This window comes from Paenibacillus montanisoli, assembly GCF_003268025.1.
GTDB classification, from domain to species: domain Bacteria; phylum Bacillota; class Bacilli; order Paenibacillales; family Paenibacillaceae; genus Paenibacillus_Z; species Paenibacillus_Z montanisoli.
On the sequence record NZ_QLUW01000002.1, the window covers coordinates 1,176,473 to 1,197,844 of the forward strand.

The 21,372-nt window shown below is 55.0% G+C and carries 18 protein-coding genes; 2 read left to right on the forward strand and 16 right to left on the reverse strand.

Annotated elements, in window-relative coordinates; all coding sequences use genetic code 11:
- Positions 1 to 40: 40 nt before the first annotated feature.
- From murD to mraZ, 9 genes are all read right to left on the reverse strand, one after another.
- Positions 41 to 1,477, reverse strand: a complete 1,437-nt coding sequence (murD, locus tag DL346_RS14980; protein ID WP_112882873.1) for a UDP-N-acetylmuramoyl-L-alanine--D-glutamate ligase — start codon at positions 1,475 to 1,477, stop codon at positions 41 to 43.
- 788 nt (positions 1,478 to 2,265) lie between these two features.
- Positions 2,266 to 3,222, reverse strand: a complete 957-nt coding sequence (mraY, locus tag DL346_RS14985; RefSeq protein ID WP_112882874.1) for a phospho-N-acetylmuramoyl-pentapeptide-transferase — start codon at positions 3,220 to 3,222, stop codon at positions 2,266 to 2,268.
- Positions 3,223 to 3,233: 11 nt separating this feature from the next.
- Entirely contained in the window at positions 3,234 to 4,664 is a 1,431-nt protein-coding gene (locus tag DL346_RS14990) for a UDP-N-acetylmuramoyl-tripeptide--D-alanyl-D-alanine ligase (RefSeq protein ID WP_165822517.1), read from the reverse strand.
- Positions 4,651 to 6,144 (reverse strand): UDP-N-acetylmuramoyl-L-alanyl-D-glutamate--2,6-diaminopimelate ligase, encoded by a 1,494-nt coding sequence (locus DL346_RS14995; protein WP_112882875.1) that lies wholly within the window; start codon positions 6,142 to 6,144, stop codon positions 4,651 to 4,653. Before DL346_RS14995 ends, DL346_RS14990 begins: the two co-directional genes overlap by 14 nt.
- A 105-nt stretch (positions 6,145 to 6,249) precedes the next feature.
- Positions 6,250 to 8,190, reverse strand: a complete 1,941-nt coding sequence (locus DL346_RS15000; protein WP_112882876.1) for a stage V sporulation protein D — start codon at positions 8,188 to 8,190, stop codon at positions 6,250 to 6,252.
- 125 nt (positions 8,191 to 8,315) lie between these two features.
- Entirely contained in the window at positions 8,316 to 10,523 is a 2,208-nt protein-coding gene (locus DL346_RS15005) for a penicillin-binding transpeptidase domain-containing protein (protein ID WP_112882877.1), read from the reverse strand.
- Positions 10,524 to 10,533: 10 nt separating this feature from the next.
- The gene (locus DL346_RS15010; RefSeq protein WP_112882878.1) at positions 10,534 to 10,935 is read right to left on the reverse strand and encodes a septum formation initiator family protein; all 402 of its coding nucleotides are present in this window, start codon (positions 10,933 to 10,935) and stop codon (positions 10,534 to 10,536) included.
- Between the two features lie 63 nt (positions 10,936 to 10,998).
- Entirely contained in the window at positions 10,999 to 11,931 is a 933-nt protein-coding gene (gene rsmH, locus DL346_RS15015; protein WP_112882879.1) for a 16S rRNA (cytosine(1402)-N(4))-methyltransferase RsmH, read from the reverse strand.
- Between the two features lie 59 nt (positions 11,932 to 11,990).
- On the reverse strand, positions 11,991 to 12,428 hold the full coding sequence (mraZ, locus tag DL346_RS15020; protein ID WP_112882880.1) for a division/cell wall cluster transcriptional repressor MraZ: 438 nt from the start codon (positions 12,426 to 12,428) through the stop codon (positions 11,991 to 11,993).
- 222 nt (positions 12,429 to 12,650) lie between these two features.
- Here mraZ and DL346_RS15025 point away from each other — a divergent pair, with 222 nt between their 5' ends.
- A complete protein-coding gene (locus DL346_RS15025) occupies positions 12,651 to 12,941 on the forward strand; it encodes a hypothetical protein (RefSeq protein WP_112882881.1) in 291 nt (96 codons plus the stop codon).
- A 33-nt stretch (positions 12,942 to 12,974) separates the two neighbouring features.
- Here the strand turns inward: DL346_RS15025 and DL346_RS15030 are convergent, their stop codons facing one another.
- From DL346_RS15030 to DL346_RS15055, 6 genes are all read right to left on the reverse strand, one after another.
- Positions 12,975 to 14,078, reverse strand: coding sequence for a DUF4349 domain-containing protein (locus tag DL346_RS15030; RefSeq protein ID WP_165822518.1), 1,104 nt, complete (start codon positions 14,076 to 14,078; stop codon positions 12,975 to 12,977).
- Between the two features lie 160 nt (positions 14,079 to 14,238).
- Complete coding sequence (locus tag DL346_RS15035) at positions 14,239 to 15,507, reverse strand: adenosylhomocysteinase (protein WP_112883146.1); 1,269 nt, start codon at positions 15,505 to 15,507, stop codon at positions 14,239 to 14,241.
- 31 nt (positions 15,508 to 15,538) lie between these two features.
- Positions 15,539 to 17,170: a bacillithiol biosynthesis cysteine-adding enzyme BshC gene (bshC, locus tag DL346_RS15040; RefSeq protein WP_112882883.1), complete on the reverse strand. Its 1,632-nt coding sequence runs from the start codon at positions 17,168 to 17,170 to the stop codon at positions 15,539 to 15,541.
- 155 nt (positions 17,171 to 17,325) lie between these two features.
- Positions 17,326 to 17,721 carry a DUF3397 domain-containing protein gene (locus tag DL346_RS15045; protein ID WP_112882884.1) on the reverse strand — a complete coding sequence of 132 codons (396 nt, stop codon included), beginning with the start codon at positions 17,719 to 17,721 and terminating at the stop codon, positions 17,326 to 17,328.
- Between the two features lie 26 nt (positions 17,722 to 17,747).
- Positions 17,748 to 18,683 (reverse strand): ketopantoate reductase family protein, encoded by a 936-nt coding sequence (locus DL346_RS15050; protein WP_112882885.1) that lies wholly within the window; start codon positions 18,681 to 18,683, stop codon positions 17,748 to 17,750.
- Between the two features lie 148 nt (positions 18,684 to 18,831).
- Positions 18,832 to 19,479: an RsfA family transcriptional regulator gene (locus DL346_RS15055; protein ID WP_112882886.1), complete on the reverse strand. Its 648-nt coding sequence runs from the start codon at positions 19,477 to 19,479 to the stop codon at positions 18,832 to 18,834.
- Between the two features lie 268 nt (positions 19,480 to 19,747).
- On the opposite strand from DL346_RS15055, the gene DL346_RS15060 reads away from it, so the two are divergent.
- Positions 19,748 to 19,984, forward strand: a complete 237-nt coding sequence (locus tag DL346_RS15060; protein WP_112882887.1) for a DUF2626 domain-containing protein — start codon at positions 19,748 to 19,750, stop codon at positions 19,982 to 19,984.
- Between the two features lie 93 nt (positions 19,985 to 20,077).
- Here the strand turns inward: DL346_RS15060 and DL346_RS15065 are convergent, their stop codons facing one another.
- Entirely contained in the window at positions 20,078 to 21,283 is a 1,206-nt protein-coding gene (locus tag DL346_RS15065) for a class I SAM-dependent methyltransferase (RefSeq protein ID WP_165822519.1), read from the reverse strand.
- Positions 21,284 to 21,372: the final 89 nt, after the last annotated feature.

A 21,372-nucleotide genomic window follows, 5' to 3' on the forward strand; every position in this document is an offset into this window, starting at 1 on the left:
GAACACCTCTTGCAAGCTTAAGTAGGGACAAGCCCCCTACTTACAAGTTATGCGCCGATTGCTTAAAAATGCGCCCGCGGTCTTCATAGGATTTAAACATATCCCAGCTTGCGCAGGCCGGAGACAGCAATACCGTGTCTCCCGGCTCCGCGAGCGCCGCCGCTTCGCGTACCGCGAGCCGCAGCGTGCTTTCGGCGTCCTCCACAGGTTCGACGACTTTAATCGTCGTTAAACCTGCGAGACGCGCGACTTCGGCTATTTTGCCGCGAGTTTCGCCGATCGCGACGACGGCTTTCACCTGGTCGCGGAAATGCGGCAGCAGCTCCATATAGTCGGAGCCGCGGTCCAGACCGCCGGCAATAAGCACGATGCGGCTCGGGAACGAGCGCAGCGCGATGATCGTCGCCGTCCCGTTCGTCGCTTTGGAATTGTTGTAATAGGCGACGTTATTACGGCGGCATACGAATTCCAGCCGATGTTCGACGCCCCGGAAATTGCGGAGCGGCTCCAGCAGCGTATCGACGGCGGCTCCTGCCGCAATCGACGCAGCTATGGCGGCAAGCGCGTTAGCCGTATTGTGGCGCCCCGGAATGCCCAGTTCCTGGACAGCCAGCAGGTCATGTGCCTCTCCCTGCTCGTCGCGCCACACGATGCGGCGCTCCTCGTCGCCCGCAGGCGTCGTGAGATCAGCCGGGAACGGCGGCGTTACGCATATGCCGTAAGTAAGCTCCTGCGTCGTGGAGAACGGCAGTATCCGCGCCTGGGTCGTGCCGGATTGCATAAGCTCCCGGCATACCGGATCGTCCGCATTCAGAATCGCCGTATCCTCCGCCGTCTGATTCGCGAACAGCTTCGCTTTCGAGGCGACATAATCTTCCATCCCGCCGTGATAGTCGAGATGCGTTTCGACAACGTTGAGCAGCATGCCGATGCGCGGCCGGAACGCGGACGTGCCTTTCAGCTGGAAGCTGCTTAACTCCGCCACGATCCAATTGCCGCTTGCGGCCGTCTGCGCAGCCTCACATAGAGGCGTGCCGATGTTGCCCGCCACGATCGGATTCAGGCCCGCCGCTTCCAGCAGCTCGCCGATCCATGTCGTCGTCGTCGTTTTGCCGTTCGAGCCGGTGATGCCGATAATCGGCGCCGGCGACAGCAAATACGCGACTTCGACTTCCGTCACGATCTCGATGCCCAGCTCCAGCGCTTGCTTCACCGGCGGCGACGTATACGGAATGCCGGGATTTTTGACGACCAGTGCCGTTTCCGGGGAGATCAGGTCTGCCGGGTGGCTGCCGCAAATAACAGAAACACCCAAAGCGTCCAGCTCGTCCGCTTCGGGAGATAAATGGCGTTCTTTCATATCGTTAACGGTGACCTTCGCGCCGAGCTTATGAAAGAGCTTTGCGACGCTGACCCCGCTTTTGGCCAAGCCTAGTACGATAACCTGCTGATCCTTGTATAAGGATGGGTGTTTCATATGGGTAACATCTCCTCAAATTTACAATCCCCCTAAATCCCCCTTGCTAAGGGGGACCCCAAGGGCTCCGCCCTCTGGACACCCGGATGGTATAACGTTGGTGCTCCAGAGAAATGCTCCTAGCTTCAGTTGGCGGGGGCTCGAAGTCCCTTGCGGGACTAACTTTCATTTTGGCGCTCCCGTGCAGCACCATCCCCCTAAATCCCCCTTGCTAAGGGGGACCCCAAGGGCTCCGCCCTCTGGACACCCGGATGGTATAACGTTGGTGCTCCAGAGAAATGCTCCTAGCTTCAGTTGGCGGGGGGCTCGAAGTCCCTTGCGGGACTAACTTTCATTTTGGCGCTCCCGTGTTACCTGTTGACTGCGTCACAGAGTAACGTTTGGGCGAGAGAGGTGCGCTGATGCAGTCTTCTGCGTAGTGCCCGCTTTCGTCCCTTTCGGGACACGCTCCCATTTCGGCGCGCGTAGTTAGTTGTCGGCAGCTGCGCTGCCTTGTCCCTCCGGGACTTTTAAAGGCAAAGTGCGATCGGCAGCTGCGCTGCCTTGTCCCTGCGGGACTTACTAAAGAAAAGCCGCGTACAAGAGCAGAGCGGGCGGTGTCGTTGTGTAGAAGCGTCAGCGTTCGTTTGCCTAGGCTGAATGATTTGCATGGCGCTAGCCACGCAAATCATTCAGCCTTTGTCCAGCGGATTTCTACCTTTAGATCCCTTATATGATCAAGAAATCCGATGGACAACAGCGATCGTAACAACGAGCCGCACGCGCAGCGGTGTACTCCCAGCGTTCTTTTACCGCCCCAGAAGCAAGCCGATCGCCGCGAAGATAATGCCAACGAACCAGAACGAGGTGACGACCTTCCACTCGGACCAGCCGGACAGCTCGAAATGGTGATGGATCGGGCTCATTTTGAAAATCCGCTTGCCGCGCAGCTTGAACGATCCTACTTGAAGAATAACAGAAAGCATCTCCAGAACGAAAACGCCTCCGATAATGACGAGCAAAATTTCCGTTTTCGTCAGGATCGCGACAGCCGCCATGCCGCCGCCAATGCCGAGCGAGCCGGTATCCCCCATGAACACCTTCGCCGGATGCGCGTTAAAGACAAGGAAGCCCAGCATCGCGCCGATCATCGTCGCGGAGAAGATGGCGGACTCATGTTCGCTAGCATGCAATGCGAGAATGGCAAAGGCCGTAAACGCGACCGCGCCCGTTCCCGCCAGCAAGCCGTCGACGCCGTCCGTGAAGTTGACCGCGTTTGTCGTAGCAAACAGCATGATGACCACAAACGGGTAGTAGAACCAGCTGAAGTCAAATTCCACGCTCGTGCCTGGAATGCCGACTACCGTGCTGTGGCCCATCTGATAGAGCAGTACGCATAGAATAACGGCGAATATCAGCTGGCCGATCAGCTTCTGCAGGGCAGTCAAGCCAAGCGAACGTTTAAATACGATTTTAATATAATCATCCAAAAATCCGACCAGCCCAAAGCCGAGCGATGCGATGAGCAGCACCCAGAACGAAGAAGTTTTATCCGAAAATTTCAGGAATGCCAGAAGAACGGCCAGCATGATAATAATGCCGCCCATCGTCGGCGTTCCTGATTTTTTCAGATGGCTTTGCGGGCCATCCGTACGGATCTGCTGGCCGAATTTCAACCGTCTCAGCAGCGGAATGAACAAAGGTCCGAACAGTACCGCGAGCATGAAGGAAGCGCCGATTGACAGAAGTATGACCTTTACGTCCATGATTTCACCCTCTATGCACGCTGCAGGTCATGGACGATTTCTTCCATGCGCATGCCGCGTGATCCTTTCACCAATACGAGGTCCTCCGGCTCCAACCGCTCGCGGAGATACTCGATAAGCCGCCCTTTATCATCGAAAGCCTTAACGCCTTCCTCTACTGAAGAAGCCACCGTGCTTGAGTCACTCCTTCTGAAATGCTTCGCCGCTTCGGCAGCGGTGCGCTGCGATAGCTTGCCGAACGTGAGCACGACATCCGCCTTCGCCGGATTCACGTACGCGCCGATCTCGCCGTGCATCGCTTCCTCCTCCGGCCCTAGCTCCAGCATATCGCCAAGGACGAGCCATTTGCGCTTGTAGCCGGTCAGACCCGATACAAGATCGATCGCCGCGCGTACGGAGGTCGGACTTGCGTTGTATGCATCGTTCAATAGCATTGCTCCATTATACGCGCGAATCGGCTCAATGCGCATCGATGTCAGCTTCATTCCGGTAAAGCCGCCGCGGATGACTTCATCCGGCACGCCGAACTTCTTGGCCGCCGCGATGGCTGCCAGCGCATTCGACACATTATGCGTGCCCGCGGCCGGAAGCTCGACGCGCTCCAAACCGTAATCGCCTGCAACGTCGAACTTGGAGGTCGTCGCATCGACGGACACGTTCTCCGCCGTCCAGCGGTTGCCTGCTTGCAAGCCGAAGGTTTGCACCTCGACTGCCTCCGGCAGCGATACTTGCTTAAGCCCTTCATGCAGCAGCGGTTCATCGCCGTTGATAAGCAGCAGGCCGCCGGGACGCAGCCCCGCAACGATTTCCAGCTTCGCTTTGGCGATGCCGGCGCGCGATCCGAGCTGCAGCATATGGGATTCGCCGATATTCGTAATAATCGCTACGTCCGGCTTTGCGAGCCGGGTCAGCAGATCGATTTCGCCGAATTCGCTCATGCCCATTTCCAGCACGACGACCTGCACGTTCTCTTCCAGATCCAGAAGCGTAAGCGGCAGGCCGATGTGGTTATTGAAATTGCCATCCGTTTTATGCACGCGGAACGCGCCCGACAGAACAGCGGCGACCATATCCTTCGTCGTCGTTTTGCCATTGCTGCCGGTAACGCCGACGACGCGGACACCGAGCTCGTCACGGTAGGACGCCGCAAGCCGCTGCAGCGCCAAGGTCGTATCGTCGACAAGGACGACCGGCGCCTTGGCCAGCGCCTCCGGCAGCTCCTTATCCCGCTGCCACAATGAGCCCACGGCTCCGCCGTCAATCGCAGCTGACGCAAAATCATGCCCGTCAAAATTTTCGCCTTTGATCGGTACGAACAGCTGTCCCGGCGCCATGCGCCGGGAATTGATCGAGACGCCCGCGATGTCCGGATCGCCGGCTGTATGGTTCAAAATCGTTCCGCCGCACATGGCGGCAATCGCGCTTAATTTACGTTTGATCACTATAAAGACTCCTTATCGCTTCTTTTGCCACTTCACGGTCGTCGAAATCATATTTGACGCCTCTTATATCCTGATAGGTTTCATGGCCTTTCCCCGCAATTAATACTACATCGTCACGCCTCGCCATTTCAACCGCTTTTTGTATCGCGGCTTTACGGTCCTCCAGCAGCTCGTAGCGGCTCTTCGCAATGCCGTCCTGCAGCAAACCGGCTTCGATATCGAGCAGAATCCGGTTCGGATCCTCCGTCCTCGGATTGTCGGATGTAATGATGGCATAATCCGCAATTTCCGCTGCGATTCGGCCCATCAGCGGACGCTTCGTCCGGTCGCGGTCGCCGCCGCAGCCGAACACGCAGATGATCCGCCCGACGGCGAATTCCTTGACGGCGGAGAGCACGTTTTTCAAACCGTCCGGCGTATGGGCGTAGTCCACGATGACGGCGAACGGCTGACCCGCCTGGACGGATTCGACGCGTCCCGGAACACCGGGGATCGATTCAAGGCTCTTCTTGATCTGAGCCAGCGGCACGCCCTCGATCAAAGACGCGCAAATGGCGCCAAGCGCATTGTACACGTTATATTTACCGGCCATCCGCAGCGTAATGTCCGCGGAACCGGCGAACGTCTCCACATGAAAAGCGGTGCCGTGCGCCGTAATGCGCACTTTATCGGCCCGAACGTCGGCATCTTGGTCGATGCCGTAAGTGACGACATCCGCAGCGGTAACGTCCGCATAGCCCGGCGAAGCGGCATCGTCTGCATTCAGCACCGCGAACAACCGCTCATCCGGCCCTCCGAATTCGTTGCCGAGCCTAGAGAACAGCAGCCCTTTCGCGGCCGCGTAGCGCTCCATCGTACTATGATAATCGAGGTGATCCTGCGTCAGGTTCGTGAAAATCGCAATCCGGTACCGGCTGCCCTTCACCCGCCCCTGCTCCAACGCATGCGAGGAAACCTCCATGATGCAATAGTCCGTGCCCGCCTTCACCATGGCGCCAAGCGACCGTTGCAGCTCCAGCGCTTCGGGCGTCGTGCCCGACATCGGGAACGACTTGCCGGCATAGCGCATTTCCACAGTCCCGATCACGCCGGCGCTGTAACCGGCGTCGCTAAGTATTTTCTCGATGAGATACGTCGTCGTCGTTTTGCCGTTCGTCCCCGTAACGCCGATTAGCTTCAGCTTCCGGCTCGGATGACCGTAATAATAATCCGCTATAACCGCCATCGCATGACGGCTGTCTTTCACAACGAGCTGCGGAACCGGCAAATCCAGCAGCCGTTCCACCACGACCGCTATCGCCCCGCGGTTTACCGCCTCCGAAGCGAAATCATGACCGTCAACCTTATGTCCGCGCAGACAGATAAAGACGCAGCCAGGCGTGACGCGGCGGGAGTCGGTCTCAATGCCGCCGATCTCCGCCGTACCATCCCCGACAAGAACTGATGTGAGCAGAAGCCCAGCCAATTGTTCCACACGCATCGCAAAAGTCCCCTCCCATGAGCAGATCCAAGCTGCGCAGGGCCGCCTTCGAAGAAGCAGCTGTCTCGGGTCGCAGCCTACTCCATCTATCTATACTCATTATAGTCAGCGAACATTGCTTTCATCATTGTCTTTTGCTAAATAAATCCGGATGGTTGACCCTCTGTCTACGCGCGTTCCCGCGGCCGGCGACTGCCGGATGACGGTATCTCCGCTGCCTGCCGACGTCAGGTTAAAGTTCATGTTCAAATCCTCGTAAATATCGGAAACGGTTTTGCCGATCAAATTCGGAACGGTCACAATCGGCGTTTCGCCGTACTTATACTCCTTGCTCAATTGATTCTTTCTCGGCTCGACACCCATATACGGCAATGCGTCGGCCAAAATATTATGAACGATCGGCGCCGCCACCACGCCACCGAATTGGATGCCCTGAGGATTATCAACGGCAACATAGACGACGATCTTCGGATCGTCTGCCGGCGCGAAGCCGATAAAGGATACGATGTGCTCGTTAGGCGAATACCGGCCGTTCACGACCTTCTGTGCGGTACCGGTCTTGCCGCCTACGCGGTAGCCGTCAATGAACGCGTTGCGTCCCGTCCCTTTGGCCACGACGCTCTCCAGCGCTTCACGGACCTGCTTGCTGGTTTTCTCGGAAATGACGGTACGTACCGCCTCCGGCTCCACATTGCTGACGATATCGCCCGTTTCAGGATTGATCCACGATTTGGCGACATGCGGCTTATACAATGTACCCCCGTTGATCGCCGCCGAAACAGCCGCGATTTGCTGGATAGGCGTTACCGACACCCCTTGACCGAATGCGGTCGTTGCGAGCTCTACAGGTCCGACCTGGCTCATTTTGAACATAATGCCGTTTTCTTCGCCGCCAAGATCGATGCCGGTCTTCTTCCCGAAGCCGAAGTTTTTAATATACTCGAACAGCTTCTCTTTGCCAAGCCGATTGCCAAGCGCAACGAATCCGGGATTGCATGAGTTCTGCACGACTTCGAGGAATGTTTGGCTGCCGTGACCGCCTTTCTTCCAGCAGCGCAGCCGCGCTCCGCCGATTTCTACCGCTCCCGGATCGAAGAAATGCTCGCCGGTCAAATTGACCTTTCCTTCTTCCAGCGCCGCTGCCAGCGTAATGATCTTGAATGTCGAACCTGGCTCGTACGTCATCCAGATCGGCAAATTGCGGTTATAAATAACAGGGTCTACGTCTCTGTATTTGTCCGGCTCATAGGTCGGTCTGCTGGCCATGCCCAAAATTTCGCCGTTCGTCGGGTCCATCGCAATGGCGATAATGTTATCGGCTTGGAACTTCACCATTGCCTGGTCCAGCTCACGCTCCATGATCGTTTGTATTTGTTTATCGATCGTAAGCTCCAGATTGAGTCCGTCCTTCGGCTCGAGATACGTATCCGAGGAGCCCGGCATTTGGCCGCCGCTAGCCGTCGAGAGAAAGGAGATGTTGCCGTTAATGCCCCGCAGCATATCATCGTATTTCGCTTCAATGCCCGTTAAGCCCTGATTATCGATCCCCGTAAAACCGAGCACATGCGAAGCGAAGCTGCCAAGCGGATAATACCGTTTATTGTCCTCGGCCACGACAATGCCGGGCAAATTCAAATCGCGGACCTGCTGCGCTTTCTCCGTCGTGATTTTACGGCCGCCGGGCTTGATGCTGACGATCATCTGCTTCTTCGTGATCATCTTAAAGACCGAATCCTCGGTCATGCCCAAGACGCCTGCGAGCTGTGCCGCAGCAGACTTGGCATCCTTGATTTGCGCCGGAATCGCCATAATCGTAGGCGAGCTTATATTGTAGGCAAGAATCGAGCCGTTCCGGTCGAGAATTTCGCCCCGCTTCGCCGAGAACGGAATTTCCCTTCGCCAGGAATTTTCAGCCTTCGAAGCGAGTTCTTCGCCTTCCCACAGCTGGACATAGCCCAGCCTTCCAGCTAGAGATGCGAATGCAAGAATGCCAATAAGAAGCGCCATAAACAGCCTGCGCCTGATCGTCACGCTCGAAACTTTCACTTAACATCCCCTCCGAACAGCTCGTAAAACGGGTACGTTCGTCCAACCGTTTCCTAATCCAAGCCTATTCAAAGGAAAAGGGGGTTAGAACAAGCCTAACCCCCGGCATTACTCGTTTGATATTGTCAGTCGCTTGCTTGGTCTTTTGCTTCCTTCTCGTCTGCTTGAGCCTGTTCGGCGGCCTGTACGCCAGGCGGGGAAAGGACGAGCTTCAGCACCTTATTGCCGCCCTGCTTCGCCAACGTTTGCGAGGAGACGAAACCTTCCCCGGTCGTCTCTACGCGCAGCTGCAGGAGCGAGCACATCTCCAGCGCGTCGCGCAGCGACAGTCCTTTCATATTCGGAACCGCCAGTTTGCTCCTATCCTCCGTGAGCAAATATACGTGCTGGTCTGGACCGACCACTGCACCCGCCTTCGGAATTTGCTGCAGCACCGTCTTGCCGCTGCCGACGATTTCGTAGGTCAGCTCGCTCGATTTCAGTACCGCTTTCGCTTTGGTCAGGTCCTGCTTCGCGACATTCGGTATCTCGACCGTTTGTTCATGCTTCGGCATACCGTTCTCCGTCGTCTTCACGGCCGTGACGGGGTCGACTCCCATGTGCCGCAAGCTCTGCTGAACGATTTTCTTAAAGAGCGGCGCCATTACTGTACCGCCGGAAGCTTCCCGGTCATTCGGCTCGTCCATGACCAGATAGAGCACGATCTTCGGATTGCCGACCGGCGCAAAGCCGATGAATGAAATGACGTATTTGTCTTCCGCATATTTGCCGTTTACAACCTTCTGTGCCGTACCGGTCTTGCCGGCTACGCGGTAGCCCTCGATGTACGCTCTTCGGCCGGTACCGATCTCTTTGTCGGAGACGACCTGTTCAAGATATTCGTCGACCAAGCCAGCCGTTTTCGGCGATATCACTTGACGGACAAGTTCAGGCTTAATGACTTGGACCTTCTTCGAAACCGGATCCTGGATCTCCTTCACGAGATGCGGCACGAGCAGCTTTCCTCCGTTCGCGACGGCCGCAACGGCGGCCACCTGCTGGATCGGCGTTACCAGCACCGTCCCCTGGCCGAAGGACGCAGTCGCAACCTCGGTCGCATAATTGGGGTTGATATTGACTTGACCGTTTATTTCGCCCGGAAGCTCGATTCCGGTAGGCTTGCCGAAGCCGAATTTATTGATGTAGTCCATCAGCTTATCGGCCTTCAGCCGTTCGTAGCCCAGCTTTACAAATGCAACGTTACTTGAACGCTTCAACCCTTCAAGAAACGTAATCTCTCCCCAGCCTTGCCGCACGATATCGTGAATGGACCCTCCGGGAACTTTGATGACGCCGGACTTGTATTTTTCATCCGGATTAAAATAGCCTTCCTGCACGGCGCCCGACAGCGTCACAATCTTAAACGTCGAACCCGGCTCGTACCTCGACTTAATGGCATGATCGTAAAATTTCTCTTGCGGCGCCGTCCAGTACGTGTTCGGGTTGAAGTTCGGCAAATTGGCCATGCCGAGAATTTCCATCGTTTGCGGATCCGCCGCGATGGCCGTGATGCTCTTCGGTTTGTATGTGTCGTACGTCTCCTGAATGGCCTCTTCAATATAGTGCTGAATCTCGGTATCGATGGTCAGTTTAATATTTTTGCCGTCGACGGAGGGCTTGAAGTTGACCGTCCCGTTCTCGAGAATGACGCCGTTGCCGTCACGTTCATATTTGATTTCGCCTTCGGTGCCGCGCAGCTGCTTATCTAGCGACGATTCGAGACCCATAACGGCCTTGCCCTCTTTATCCTCATAGCCAAGAATATGCGAGGCCAAACTGCCCTTCGGATAGAAGCGCTTCTGCTGGTCGATCAGGTAAATGCCGATGTCCTTCTGACCGGTCTCTTCCTTAAGCTGATCCTGGAGCTTGATAACCTGGTCCGCCACCGATTTGTCGATCTTCCAGCCTTCCTTGCGCACCTCGCGCTGCTGATAATATTCGCCGTTCTTCTGCTTGGCCTCGACGATTTCCCGCAGCGATAATTGCGATTTGCCTAGGATCGAACTCAGCTTGCTGACGATCGCATCCTCCAGCTCCAGGTCATGTATGAGCTTCGGATTGACGGCGACCGTATAGGCCGCGACATCCATGGCCAGCACATTGCCGTTGCGGTCGGTAATCGTTCCCCGCACCGGGATGAGCTTCTCCGACCTCGACCAGACTTCTCTGGCTTTCTCCGCCCAGAAATCCGCTTTGACCACCTGAACCCAATAGATTCGGCCCGCCAATAAAGAAAAAAGGAGGGTGATAAGCCCTCCGACCAACAGCGTGCGTAATTTGATTCGTTTCGTCATGTGCTGCCACCTATTCCTTGCCGCTTGCTTCAGATGCTTTCGGTTCAGCCAAGCTGACCTTGATCGGATTCTCATCCAGCTCCAAGCCTTGCTTCTTCGCTTGTTCCCGAATGTATGCCGGATCCTTTGCCTTCTCGTATTCAGATGTCAAATAGGCGATTTGCTCGGTCAGCTCCACATGCTGATTCGACAATTTCTTGACTTCAAGCTCCATCTGGTAGATTTGCGCATAACGGAAAATAATAACGCCTGCCACGATTACGCACGCGAGGATCGTAAACATGTAAAGCAGCTTCTCTTGCATCGGAAGCGACTTGCGTTTTACAACGACTTTTTTCGTCTCGCGAAACTGAGGACGGGGCTCCTGTTTTCGTTTGGGCTGCATCGCAAGATTGCCATTCACATATGCCATATCGGTACCCACTCCCCTTTCCTTGTTATTGGCTTCTATCGATCTATGTTGTCTATACGTCGATTACAATTTTTCGGCGATCCGCAGCTTGGCGGAACGCGACCTCGGGTTATGTTCCAGCTCCTCGGCGCTAGGCAGAATAGGCTTTCTGTTCACGAGCTTCAACTTGCCATTGCCGCCGCAAACACACATCGGAAAATCTGTCGGACAGGTGCATTTTTCAACAAATTTCGCAAACAACTGCTTACAAATACGGTCTTCCAGGGAATGAAACGTAATGACTGATGCTCTGCCTCCGGCATTCAATACGTCTATCGTCTGTTCAAGACCTGCTTCTTCCGCGCCCAGTTCATCGTTAACCGCGATCCGCAGCGCTTGAAACGTGCGCTTCGCGGGATGCGGACCCGTCCGCCTTGCAGCGGCAGGGATGCCGGACTTAATGATTTCCACCAGTTCGCCCGTCGTGTCGATCCTTTTCTGCTCTCTTGCCGCGACGATTTTGCGTGCAATCGATCTGGCGAATCGCTCTTCGCCATAGTTCGTGATAATGCGGGAAATTTCACGCTCGTCCCATTCGTTGACGATATCATCTGCCGTCAGCATGCCGTCTTGATCCATCCGCATGTCCAGCGGCGCATCGTGGTTATAGCTGAACCCGCGTTCGCCTTCGTCCAGCTGCGGACTGGACACGCCTAGGTCGAATAGCACACCGTCAACGCCGTCAATGCCTAAATCTCTGAGCACATGAGCCAAATAACGAAAATTGCTTTTCACCAGCGTAACCCGGTCCATATAGGCCGCCAGACGCACCCGCGCGTTATCCAGCGCCCAGTCATCCTGATCCAGCGCAATAAGCCGGCCCTCCGGTCCAAGCCGCGATGCGATGAGCTCGCTGTGGCCGGCACCGCCTAATGTGCAATCCACATAGATGCCGCTTGGCTTGATCGCAAGCCCGTCTACTGCCTCTTCCTTGAGCACTGTAATATGTTGAAACATGTTGTAAGCCTCCTTGCTTGCAAACGCCCGCTCTTGACGCCAGCATGTAATCTAGCGGGTTAAAAATTAAAGTCAAAATCAACAAGCTTCTCTGCGATATCGTTGAAGGTCTCTTCGGATTGCTTGAAATAGCTCTCCCAGATCGGTTTGCTCCAAATTTCCACGCGGTTCGAAACCCCAAGCACGATGCAATCCTTATCCAGCTTGGCGTATTCGCACAGCGTATTCGGTAAGTTTACCCTTCCCTGTTTATCGAGCTCGCATTCCGTCGCTCCCGAGAAGAAGAAACGGGAGAACGCACGCGCGTCCGACTTCATCATGGGCAGCGATTTGAGCTTCTGTTCAAGCAAGCTCCACTCGCTTTGAGGGTAAACGAACAAACAGTTATCAAGTCCACGGGTGACAACAAAGTGGTCGCCAAGCTGGTCGCGGAACTTGGCCGGAATGATAATGCGGCCTTTCTCGTCAATGCTATGCTGATACTCACCCATAAACATTGGACCGCTCCACCTCTTCCCCCAAATCCTCCACTTAGCCCCACTTTCCACCACTTAGCATGAACTATTCGCCACCGCCTCTCGAAATCCTCCTCCTTTAGCAGGATTTATTAAAATATTTTAGGTGATTAATCTTGTTACAGTTTTGAAACTTTTTGGTACTTTGGATCGTGTACACTAGAAATGAAATGCAAGATGAATCATTCGTTAGGGGGCCTGCCTGTGACCAGCCAACCTGTTTTGTCCCATAAAATCAGTCTGCTGCGTACGGTTGAGCTACTTTGTTACCAAGTCTCCCACTACTTACTCCGCAGCGAGAAGGAAGCCGCGGCAGCGAGCAAGGAAGCGCTGACGGCCTTGTTCAGCGACCCGCGATTTCTGGAAGCGTCAGACGAAGAAAGATGCTCCATCGCCAGGAAAACCGCCATATCCGCAGCATTGCAGCGTGCCTCATTAAGCTGCGCGCACGCAAAGAAAAAAGAGCTGACATCTCATGTTCAAGGGAACATGTGATGCAGCTCTTCGCTCTATTATTGCGTAGGTCGTTTACGGTTTAGGCTCCTCTTCCTCTTGTTCCGTACGTTCGCTTGCAGGAAGCGCCTTTGTACCTGAAATAGGACCCGGTCTTGGTTTGCGGCGGTTGTTGCGATATAGGATATAAGAAGGAATACCTACAAGCGCGGCCAAAGCCAGTACTGGCAACGCGCCGGCGATGAATATAAATACGCCCTGTATGAATTCGAATACGACCTTCGTACTGCCCGACATCGCATTCGTAACCTTTTTCAAAAACCCTTGTTCTTCTTCCTCTTGGATCGTGACCGGCTCGAGCACCTGATACATGCGAAGCTCGATCGTGGAGAACGCCACATTTTTGTCTAAATACCGGATGCGGCCTTTGATTCGCTCAATCTCGGTTTGCACCTCGCCCAGCTGATTCGATATTTGCAGCAGATCCGTCGTCTTCGTCGCTTTCTCCATGAAAGAAATGAGACGGGCTTCAACGACCTGTCGTGCTTTGAGGCGCGCTTCCATGTCCACATACTCCTCGGTGACGTCCGTGCCTTGAGCGCTGCTCTCAAATTGCTTGTGCTTAATCTTCTCCAGCTCTCCGATAAACGTATCGAAGCCGGCTGCGGGCACTTTGATCGTATAGGTGCCGCCAAGCTCATTCGTCGTTTTCTTGTCGGCGAATTGAAGCAGGTAGCCGCCCGAGATATGAATCAGATTGCGAAGCGACGTCTGCGCCTTACCGTAATCCTCGACCTCCATATTCACGTTCGCCCGGTAAATGATTTTACGGTCAATGCTTTCTTCGCCATCCGGTATCGTGCCGACTGAAGAGCCGCCTTCGGTTGTAGCCGCGTTATCGGCAGGCTGCTCCATCTCCGCCTTCTCTTCGGAACCGGCGCTGGAGTTAGAAGCCGAGTTCGCAGTGGCCATATCCCCGTCCGCCATCGGCGGCGCCGCTTCGGTGCTTGCCGCCATGCTATTGTCACCCGCACTGCCTGCAAACCCGTTGCCCGAATTTTTGTCGCTGTTGCTTGCGGAACATCCCGTCATCATCCAGAACGTGACGGCAATAACGACTAGCATGACCCATTTGTAGCTTCTTCTGTTTACTTGCTCGCCTTTACGAAGCTTGCCCATGCTACAACCCCCCGCGATTTTGGTAATTTTATGCGTTGTACCTATCAAACGTGTAAACGCTTCAGGAAGTTGCATGAACATGCATAAAAAAAAGCGCATGAACCTTCTCTTAGCGGAAAAGTTGTTCATGCGCCTTATTCGTTTGGTCTACCTTGCCGGATTAATGCTCCTGCCAGCTGTCAAGGTATGCCTTCTGCTCGTCCGACAGCGTATCGATGCCCGTTCCGATCGCCTCCAGCTTATAGCGGGCCACCTGCTCGTCCAGCGCATAAGGAACGTTGACGACCTTCTTGCCGATCGCATTATAGTTGTCGTTCACGTATTTCAGCGACATCGCTTGCAGCGCGAAGGTCATATCCATAATTTCCGCCGGATGTCCGTCGCCTGCCGCGAGGTTAACCAGCCGGCCCTCCGCCAACAAGTAAATGCTGCGGCCGTCCTTCAGCTGGTATTCTTCGATGTTGCGGCGTACGACGCGCTTGCCCTTGGAAAGCGCCTCGAGCTCCGGCTTGTTCACTTCGACGTCGAAGTGGCCGGCGTTCGACAGGATCGCCCCGTTCTTCATCACTTCGTAATGCTCGCCGCGAATAACATCCTTGTTGCCTGTTACGGTAACGAAGAAGTCGCCATGCTTCGCCGCTTCAATCATCGGCAATACGGTAAAACCGTCCATGTAAGCTTCAACGGCGCGGATTGCATCCGTTTCCGTGACGATGACTTGCGCGCCAAGCCCTTTCGCGCGCATCGCAACGCCCTTACCGCACCAGCCGTAGCCTGCAACGACGACCGTTTTACCCGCGACAACCAGGTTGGTCGTCCGGTTGATGCCGTCGAATACGGACTGTCCTGTGCCGTAACGGTTATCGAAGAGGTACTTGCAGAAAGCGTCGTTAACGGCAACCATCGGGAACTTCAGAGAGCCGTCCTTCTCCATCGCCTTCAGGCGAAGGATGCCCGTCGTCGTTTCCTCCGCTCCGCCGCGGATTTGCGCCATTAGATCAGGACGCTCCGCATGCAGAATCGATACGAAATCGCCGCCGTCGTCGATAATCAGATCCGGCTTCGTTTCCAGTGCCTTTACCAGCAGCGCCTTATATTCCTCCGGCTCCGGGTTGTATTTCGCAAATACGGTAATGCCGTCCTCGACCAGCGCCGCGCATACATCGTCTTGCGTGGAAAGAGGGTTGCTGCCCGTAATGGTCACATCCGCGCCGCCGGCTTGAACGACTTTCGCCAAATAAGCGGTTTTAGCTTCAAGGTGAAGCGAGATGGCAACCTTCAACCCTTTGAACGGCTGCTCTTTCTCGAATTGCTCGCGGATCCGGTTCAGAACGGGCATATGCGCTGCCACCCAATCGATTTTCAAATGGCCTTCCGGCGCAAGCGACATGTCGCGTACGATACTTTTTTCTTTGGGATTCACGGTCATGATGGTTTTCAGCACCCTTTCTCGTTCGTTATCAAATGGTAATCAAATAATGGCCGCCCAGCTTGTCGCAAGGCACCTCAAGCAGCTTGTCGATCCAGCCTCTGCCGTACCGGTTATAGAAGTCCGTCGCGTTCAGCACGCGCTCCTGCGGCTTGCCCTCCGGCCAAAGCGAGAGCGCGATCCAGTCCAGCTGGCGCAGCGCTGATCCGTATTTTCTAGCGTGCGCCTCCTGCGTCCGTTTCTCCAGATACTGCACCTGTTCCTTGATCCGCCTCAAGTTATTCTCGGTCAAATCGCCTAGCCCGTTCTCCACGGCCGCGGTTAACGCCCGCAGAGGCTCATAAAGCGCCTCTACGCCTGCTACGGCCGCGGCAAAGCCTGCTTCAATGCCGGCTTCGTCCCGCTCTTTGAGCCATGCCGCTCGCCGGTCCGAGAATCGGAAGACGACCTCATCATAGGACAAACCGTACTTGTGCATGTGCTTCGCGACTTTATCCTCGACAAGCGTAAACGACATTCGCGGCACGATCACGGGCATATCCATGCCCAGGACGCGAAACGCCTCCCCGGTCAGCGCCCAATAGGCGATTTCGCCGGGACCGAGAACGGCGGCAAGCACGGGCAGCACATAGTCCTGCATAATCGGCCTCGTCAGCACATTGTTGCTGAACCGCTGCGGTTCCGTCTCAGCCCAGCCGCTTAGCTGTTCGGTCGTCCACGACTTCGTTCCTTTCCGGTTCCGGAACAGGCCTCCCTCCTTATGCAGCAGGACCCGTTCTCCCTCGTCGAACAGAAACAGATTGGCGCTGCCAGGCGCGACCTCCGCCTGCGGAGCAAATCCATGCGCCTGAAGCGAGGCGGCGCTGCGGGCATAAGCCGCTTCCAGCTCGTCGCTCTGCGCCAGCATCCGGCCGAACATCGGCGCTTCCAGCTGTCTGATGTTCGCATCGTCGGCATCCATCAGAACGAGTCCGGCTTTGCCGAACAGCCAGCCGATCATATGCGCGAACAGATCCGACAACGTCTCGGAACGCTCCGCAAAGCGTCCGAGCATCTCGATCAGCTCGGGCTTGAACGCCGCATCCGGGAGCGTGGCCGCGAGCTGCTGAACCGCATCCGCAAGCGTTTCTTGCGACAATGCCGTCCGGCTAACCGCCGTGCGAGCTCCTTTCGGGCGCTGCATCGAAAGCCGGGTCAATCCGGTCGCAGCATTTCGGACAAGCGCATGATTCGCTTCGTCCCAATCATGGTCCTCGCCGGCAATCCAGAAGACCGGCACGACCTGCGTACCCGCCTGCGCGGATGCTTCCCGCGCAGCCGAGATGGCCGTCACCGCTTTATGGATGACCAGCAAAGGACCCGTCCAAAGACCCGCCTGCTGCCCAGTCACGATGACCGGAGCGCCTGAGCGAATCGCTTCAATATTAGCCGTAACCGCCGCATCGCAGCCAAATCGGTCATTGTATGCCTGCATCGCATCGGCGAGAAGGCCGGCATCGGCCCTATTATGCGCATGCTCTTTCAGCCATCGCAGCCTGCTCGTCCAATGTGCCGGCTCGGCGGCGTGGCGACCGAAAAGCGCCTCTACGCCGGGATGGCTTCGTTGTATGTAAGCTTCGGTGACAGGCTGGCCGAAAGGAAGCTGAACCGTATCGATTTTCATGGACAGTCTCTACCTTTCATCCTCTTTAGTAACACCTAGGAATAATTGCGATTTTTTCTCATTCATTGTACACAACAGGGCGCGCACCGTCAAAAAAATCACCCTCCGCCTGCGGAGAGTGACTTACGGATCCTATATTGCGCAAACCTGCGGCATCACGCGGTCAAAAAGCTTTTCCCGATGCCGATGAACATCAGAATCACATAGCAAATGCTCATAAGGAAGAAGCCGAGCCGCCAGATCGCGCGCAAAATGCGCTTCACGTTAATGCTGCCCTTCATCCGGTATTGCACATTGCCGAGCAGCCCGCCGCCAAGCAGCATAATCAGTAGAATGCCATACATGCCGAAGGAGCTGTGGAAAATCCGGTTGAACAATACCTCGACGCAGCCGATGAGCAGCGCGGTCGTCACATCCATGGCGGTACTGAACGCTTTCTTCCGATCGCCGGTTATGGCGCCGTAACCGAAGTAAACGAGGAGGAACGGAATAATCGGAAGAACGGCCAGAAAGGCATAAACATGCTTAATGCTTTCCCAAATCCACTGCATCCACGGCTCGCTCCTCTTTACGGAAATTAGTTCGTATGGAGTGTCTTTATTAGCGTATATACGGCTTCGTTCATCGGAGCAGGCAGATGCAGCCTTTCGGCCAGCCTTAAGATTCCGCCGTTTATCCAGTCGATTTCGGTCTTGCGCCCCGCCTTGACATCCCGGAGCATCGACGATTCATTGCCTGCTGTCGCTTCGCAAATGCGAAGAAGCCGCTCCCAGGCGTCCTGGTTTCCTGCCATGCCGGCAGCTATAAGAATCCGATTGCTTTCTTCATGAAGCGCTCTCATCCAACGCAATCGGTTCGGATCGGCAGGCAGTTCCCCATTCCTGACGCCGGAAATCGCGGTGAGCGGGTTGATGACGGCGTTCACGAGCAATTTGTGGTAAACGACATCTTCCATTTCATTCGACAACGAAGCTTCAATTCCTGCCGCAATTAGCGTTGTTAACAACAAATTTTGCGATTTACTCGCATTTTCTACGCTTCTCGGCCAGCATCCGAACGTGAGCGTCCCGCGCCCCGTGTGACGGACAGTTTGCCCGTCACCGCGCAAGGCGCCTTCCGTCGTGACGGCCGCGTGAAGCTGCGTCTCCTGCAGCACCTTGCGCAGCGCATCCATATGGCCGATACCGTTCTGCAAAGCGAGTACCGGGCTTCCGTCAGCGCCCAGCCGACCGATATGCCCCGCAAGCGTCTCATCCAGATGAGCTTGCTTCACCGCAAGCCAAATCCAATCGGGCCGTTCGTCCCCGGCCGGCAAATAGCCGTCGATTGTCGAAGCCGAGACCTTTACTGCTGTCTGGCCGCCGCCATGCCCGGTCAGCTTGATGCCCTCCTTGCGCAGCTGTTCCGCCTGCTCCTCCTTCCTGGCAAGCATTACGATATCTGTTCCGGCGATCGCGAGCCTCGCCCCATACAAAAGTCCTATAGCACCCGCTCCAACGATGATAATTCTCACTGGTCAGCCCCTTTTCTTGCATTGCATGAATAAGACTCATCGTAACAGATGCAAACTAAAAAATCCCGCCGTAACCCAATACAGGTTCGGTGAGATTTTCAGGGAGCTGCTGTGCACAAGCTGTCGCAAGCAGCTGCGGACAAGCAGGTTATTCAATTCGTTCCAAGTTGCCGTTGGCGTCCATCTTGAATCGCGGTTTCGCTTCGTCTTCTTCGTTCAGCACCGTCAAGCGGCGCGCACGATCCATAATTTGAATGAGCGTCTTGTAGTCGTCGTTAACGGCGCGGTAATCCGTTTGCGCGTTGTTCACTTCGTACTGCAGCCGTTCATTCATCTCGCGAAGCGAGAACAGCTCTTCATCCTTCTCGCGCAGATCGCGCTCGAGCGTCTTGATTTGACGGTTAAGCTCTTGGTAAGTCCCTTTCCATTGGCGCAGAAATCGGATAACGGTATCAATAGATAGCGATTCTTCCGTCAACGGGTCGTTTTTGTACGTCCGCTCGTCATTATCGAGCAGACTGATGGATGAAACGTGAGGCGTTGCAACGTACGTTTGTTTTTTCATATAGTTCCGCTTCTGGCGCTGCTGCTTCGCAATTTGTATCGCATCTTCATAGCGTTTGCGGACACAACTGTTCCAACGGAATCCGCATGCGGCCGATGTCCGGCCGATTCGCTCACCTACTTCTTCAAACGCTGCCAGCTGCGTGCTTCCTTCACGGATATGCCGCAGGGTGACCTCGGCGAGGATGAGATCGTCATCCGGGCTCCAAGCATCTTGTCTGACTGCTGTCATGCAACCAAAACCTCCTAACATTAGGCGCTTACTTATCTCTATGCCCTTGGTAGAGTTCATAGAATCTATCGGATACTAATTTGTATATCCATTTTTTTGGAGGCTCATACATGTTTTTTCGTAAATTGAAGCAAACTTGAAACAACCCATGAAACGGAGCTAAAAAGTTTGCCAATTCGTCACGAGTTGAACAGTTTACACTTGTTACCTGAAACGTTATAATGGGCAATAGTATTGGGTCGAGACAGACGAGAAGGGGGATGAAATCATGGCACGCATGTTCCGAGTGCTCGGTTTCTGGACGCTTGTAATTGCACTGATGGCGTTTGCAGGACATATGAACGAGATGGCGCTCTTGTTCTTTATTCAAACCGTCGTGTTTGTCCTATTGGGCTATTTGAACTTTTCCGAAAGAACCTATATGCTGATGTTCTGGGGATACATGTTGATCTCGTTCGTCAGCTTCACGTATTGGACCGTATTTGTAATGGGGAACCCATTCTAAATAATCGGATTTCTGACATTTCGCGAAAAGCCGAAAAAGGCTGTTCCCGGAGCTGGTACAAGCTCCGAGGAACAGCCTTTTTTTCGTATTCGGTCAGCCTTTCCCGAGTACCATGACCTTAAACGACTCGCTCATGCCGTCGCTTAGCAGCAGCTGGCGAATCGAACGGTTGCGCCTTGCCGCCTCGCCGAACGGATTGGAGCCGTCATGCGGCGTCAAATCCTGCAGCAAACCCTGATCGATCAGAAATTGCTTCTGCGTATCGTAATAAAGCTCCTGCCAACCGGACTTCCCGGCTGAGCGCCTGCATGCGGTGAAATTGACATGTGCCGTGATGTCCTGCTCGCCTGGCGCCATGAAAGGCCGGTCGGCCGCCATATGGTCCTTGTAGCATAGCATCGTCCCTTGCATCCGGTGCGGAGCCGTTAATTCCCGCGCTTCATGGCCATAATCCACGATCAAGAGCGCACCGCATGAGATCAGCCCGCCAAGCTGCGCAATCCAAGCCTCCGCAGCCAAATTGACTTCCGTGATCTGGCCCTCGAGCAATTCGATACCATCCAGTGCCAGCGCCTCGGCTATGCGAGAATCGGTAAGTGAAGTGTAGACATAACGGAACCATTCCGGTTCGCAATCCGACGCAGCTGCAGCTACGCCAAGCTCCCAAAGCTGTCCGTTATGCTTAGCAACGCGGTGAACGGGAAATGCGTCAAGCAGCTCATTGGCGATAATGATCACCATAGACGACGGCTCGTTTTCGCCTTGCTTCAAGTCACTCAATACGCCGTGGGCTTCCTCAGGAGGCATGAAATTCAGCTTAAGCAGGCCCGGAATGCCTGATGTCCCTTGACGCAGCCTTCCTTGCGCCTCCTTCAAATGGACGGGGTTGCTGTCTACGACGCAGTATTTTGCCCGGTTCAACCAAGCATGTCCCGCCTTCGTCCAAGCAGCGATGATCTGCTGCGAAAGCAAGCCCGTTCCCGCTCCCCATTCCATGAAAATCAAGCTCGAAGCCGCACCGTTCGCCTCAATCAAGGAAGCTGCGTAAGCCGCAAGCTTCTCGCCCATGATTGTGCCGATGGAAGAACTGGTATAGAAATCGCCTGATTTGCCGACACGCACATTGCCTGATCGATAATAGCCATCATTTTCGTCGTATAAGCAAATAGCCATATAGTCATGAAACGAAATGCAGCTTGCTTCCCCCGCTTCTTCATGCGACGGCGAAAGCCTTCCCTTCAAACCGCTGATGTCGATGCGTTCCTTTATGTACGCGGGCAAACGGCCCGTTTTAGCCATAGTTGATCCCCTCCAAACAAGGACAAAATTACCGCTTGCAGATATAATAGAATTGGCAATCGCATATAGTAGTGCATGCAAAGCATCGC

Coding starts and splice junctions, on each gene's coding strand:
- DL346_RS15055 (WP_112882886.1), bottom strand. CDS start 19,479: ATGACAGCAGTCAGACAAGATGCTTGGAGCCCGGATGACGATCTCATC.
- DL346_RS15030 (WP_165822518.1), bottom strand. CDS start 14,078: ATGGGCAAGCTTCGTAAAGGCGAGCAAGTAAACAGAAGAAGCTACAAA.
- mraY (WP_112882874.1), bottom strand. CDS start 3,222: ATGGACGTAAAGGTCATACTTCTGTCAATCGGCGCTTCCTTCATGCTC.
- DL346_RS15045 (WP_112882884.1), bottom strand. CDS start 17,721: ATGCAGTGGATTTGGGAAAGCATTAAGCATGTTTATGCCTTTCTGGCC.
- bshC (WP_112882883.1), bottom strand. CDS start 17,170: ATGAAAATCGATACGGTTCAGCTTCCTTTCGGCCAGCCTGTCACCGAA.
- murD (WP_112882873.1), bottom strand. CDS start 1,477: ATGAAACACCCATCCTTATACAAGGATCAGCAGGTTATCGTACTAGGC.
- DL346_RS14995 (WP_112882875.1), bottom strand. CDS start 6,144: ATGCGTGTGGAACAATTGGCTGGGCTTCTGCTCACATCAGTTCTTGTC.
- DL346_RS15010 (WP_112882878.1), bottom strand. CDS start 10,935: ATGGCATATGTGAATGGCAATCTTGCGATGCAGCCCAAACGAAAACAG.
- DL346_RS15005 (WP_112882877.1), bottom strand. CDS start 10,523: ATGACGAAACGAATCAAATTACGCACGCTGTTGGTCGGAGGGCTTATC.
- DL346_RS15065 (WP_165822519.1), bottom strand. CDS start 21,283: ATGGCTAAAACGGGCCGTTTGCCCGCGTACATAAAGGAACGCATCGAC.
- DL346_RS15060 (WP_112882887.1), top strand. CDS start 19,748: ATGGCACGCATGTTCCGAGTGCTCGGTTTCTGGACGCTTGTAATTGCA.
- mraZ (WP_112882880.1), bottom strand. CDS start 12,428: ATGTTTATGGGTGAGTATCAGCATAGCATTGACGAGAAAGGCCGCATT.
- rsmH (WP_112882879.1), bottom strand. CDS start 11,931: ATGTTTCAACATATTACAGTGCTCAAGGAAGAGGCAGTAGACGGGCTT.
- DL346_RS15035 (WP_112883146.1), bottom strand. CDS start 15,507: ATGACCGTGAATCCCAAAGAAAAAAGTATCGTACGCGACATGTCGCTT.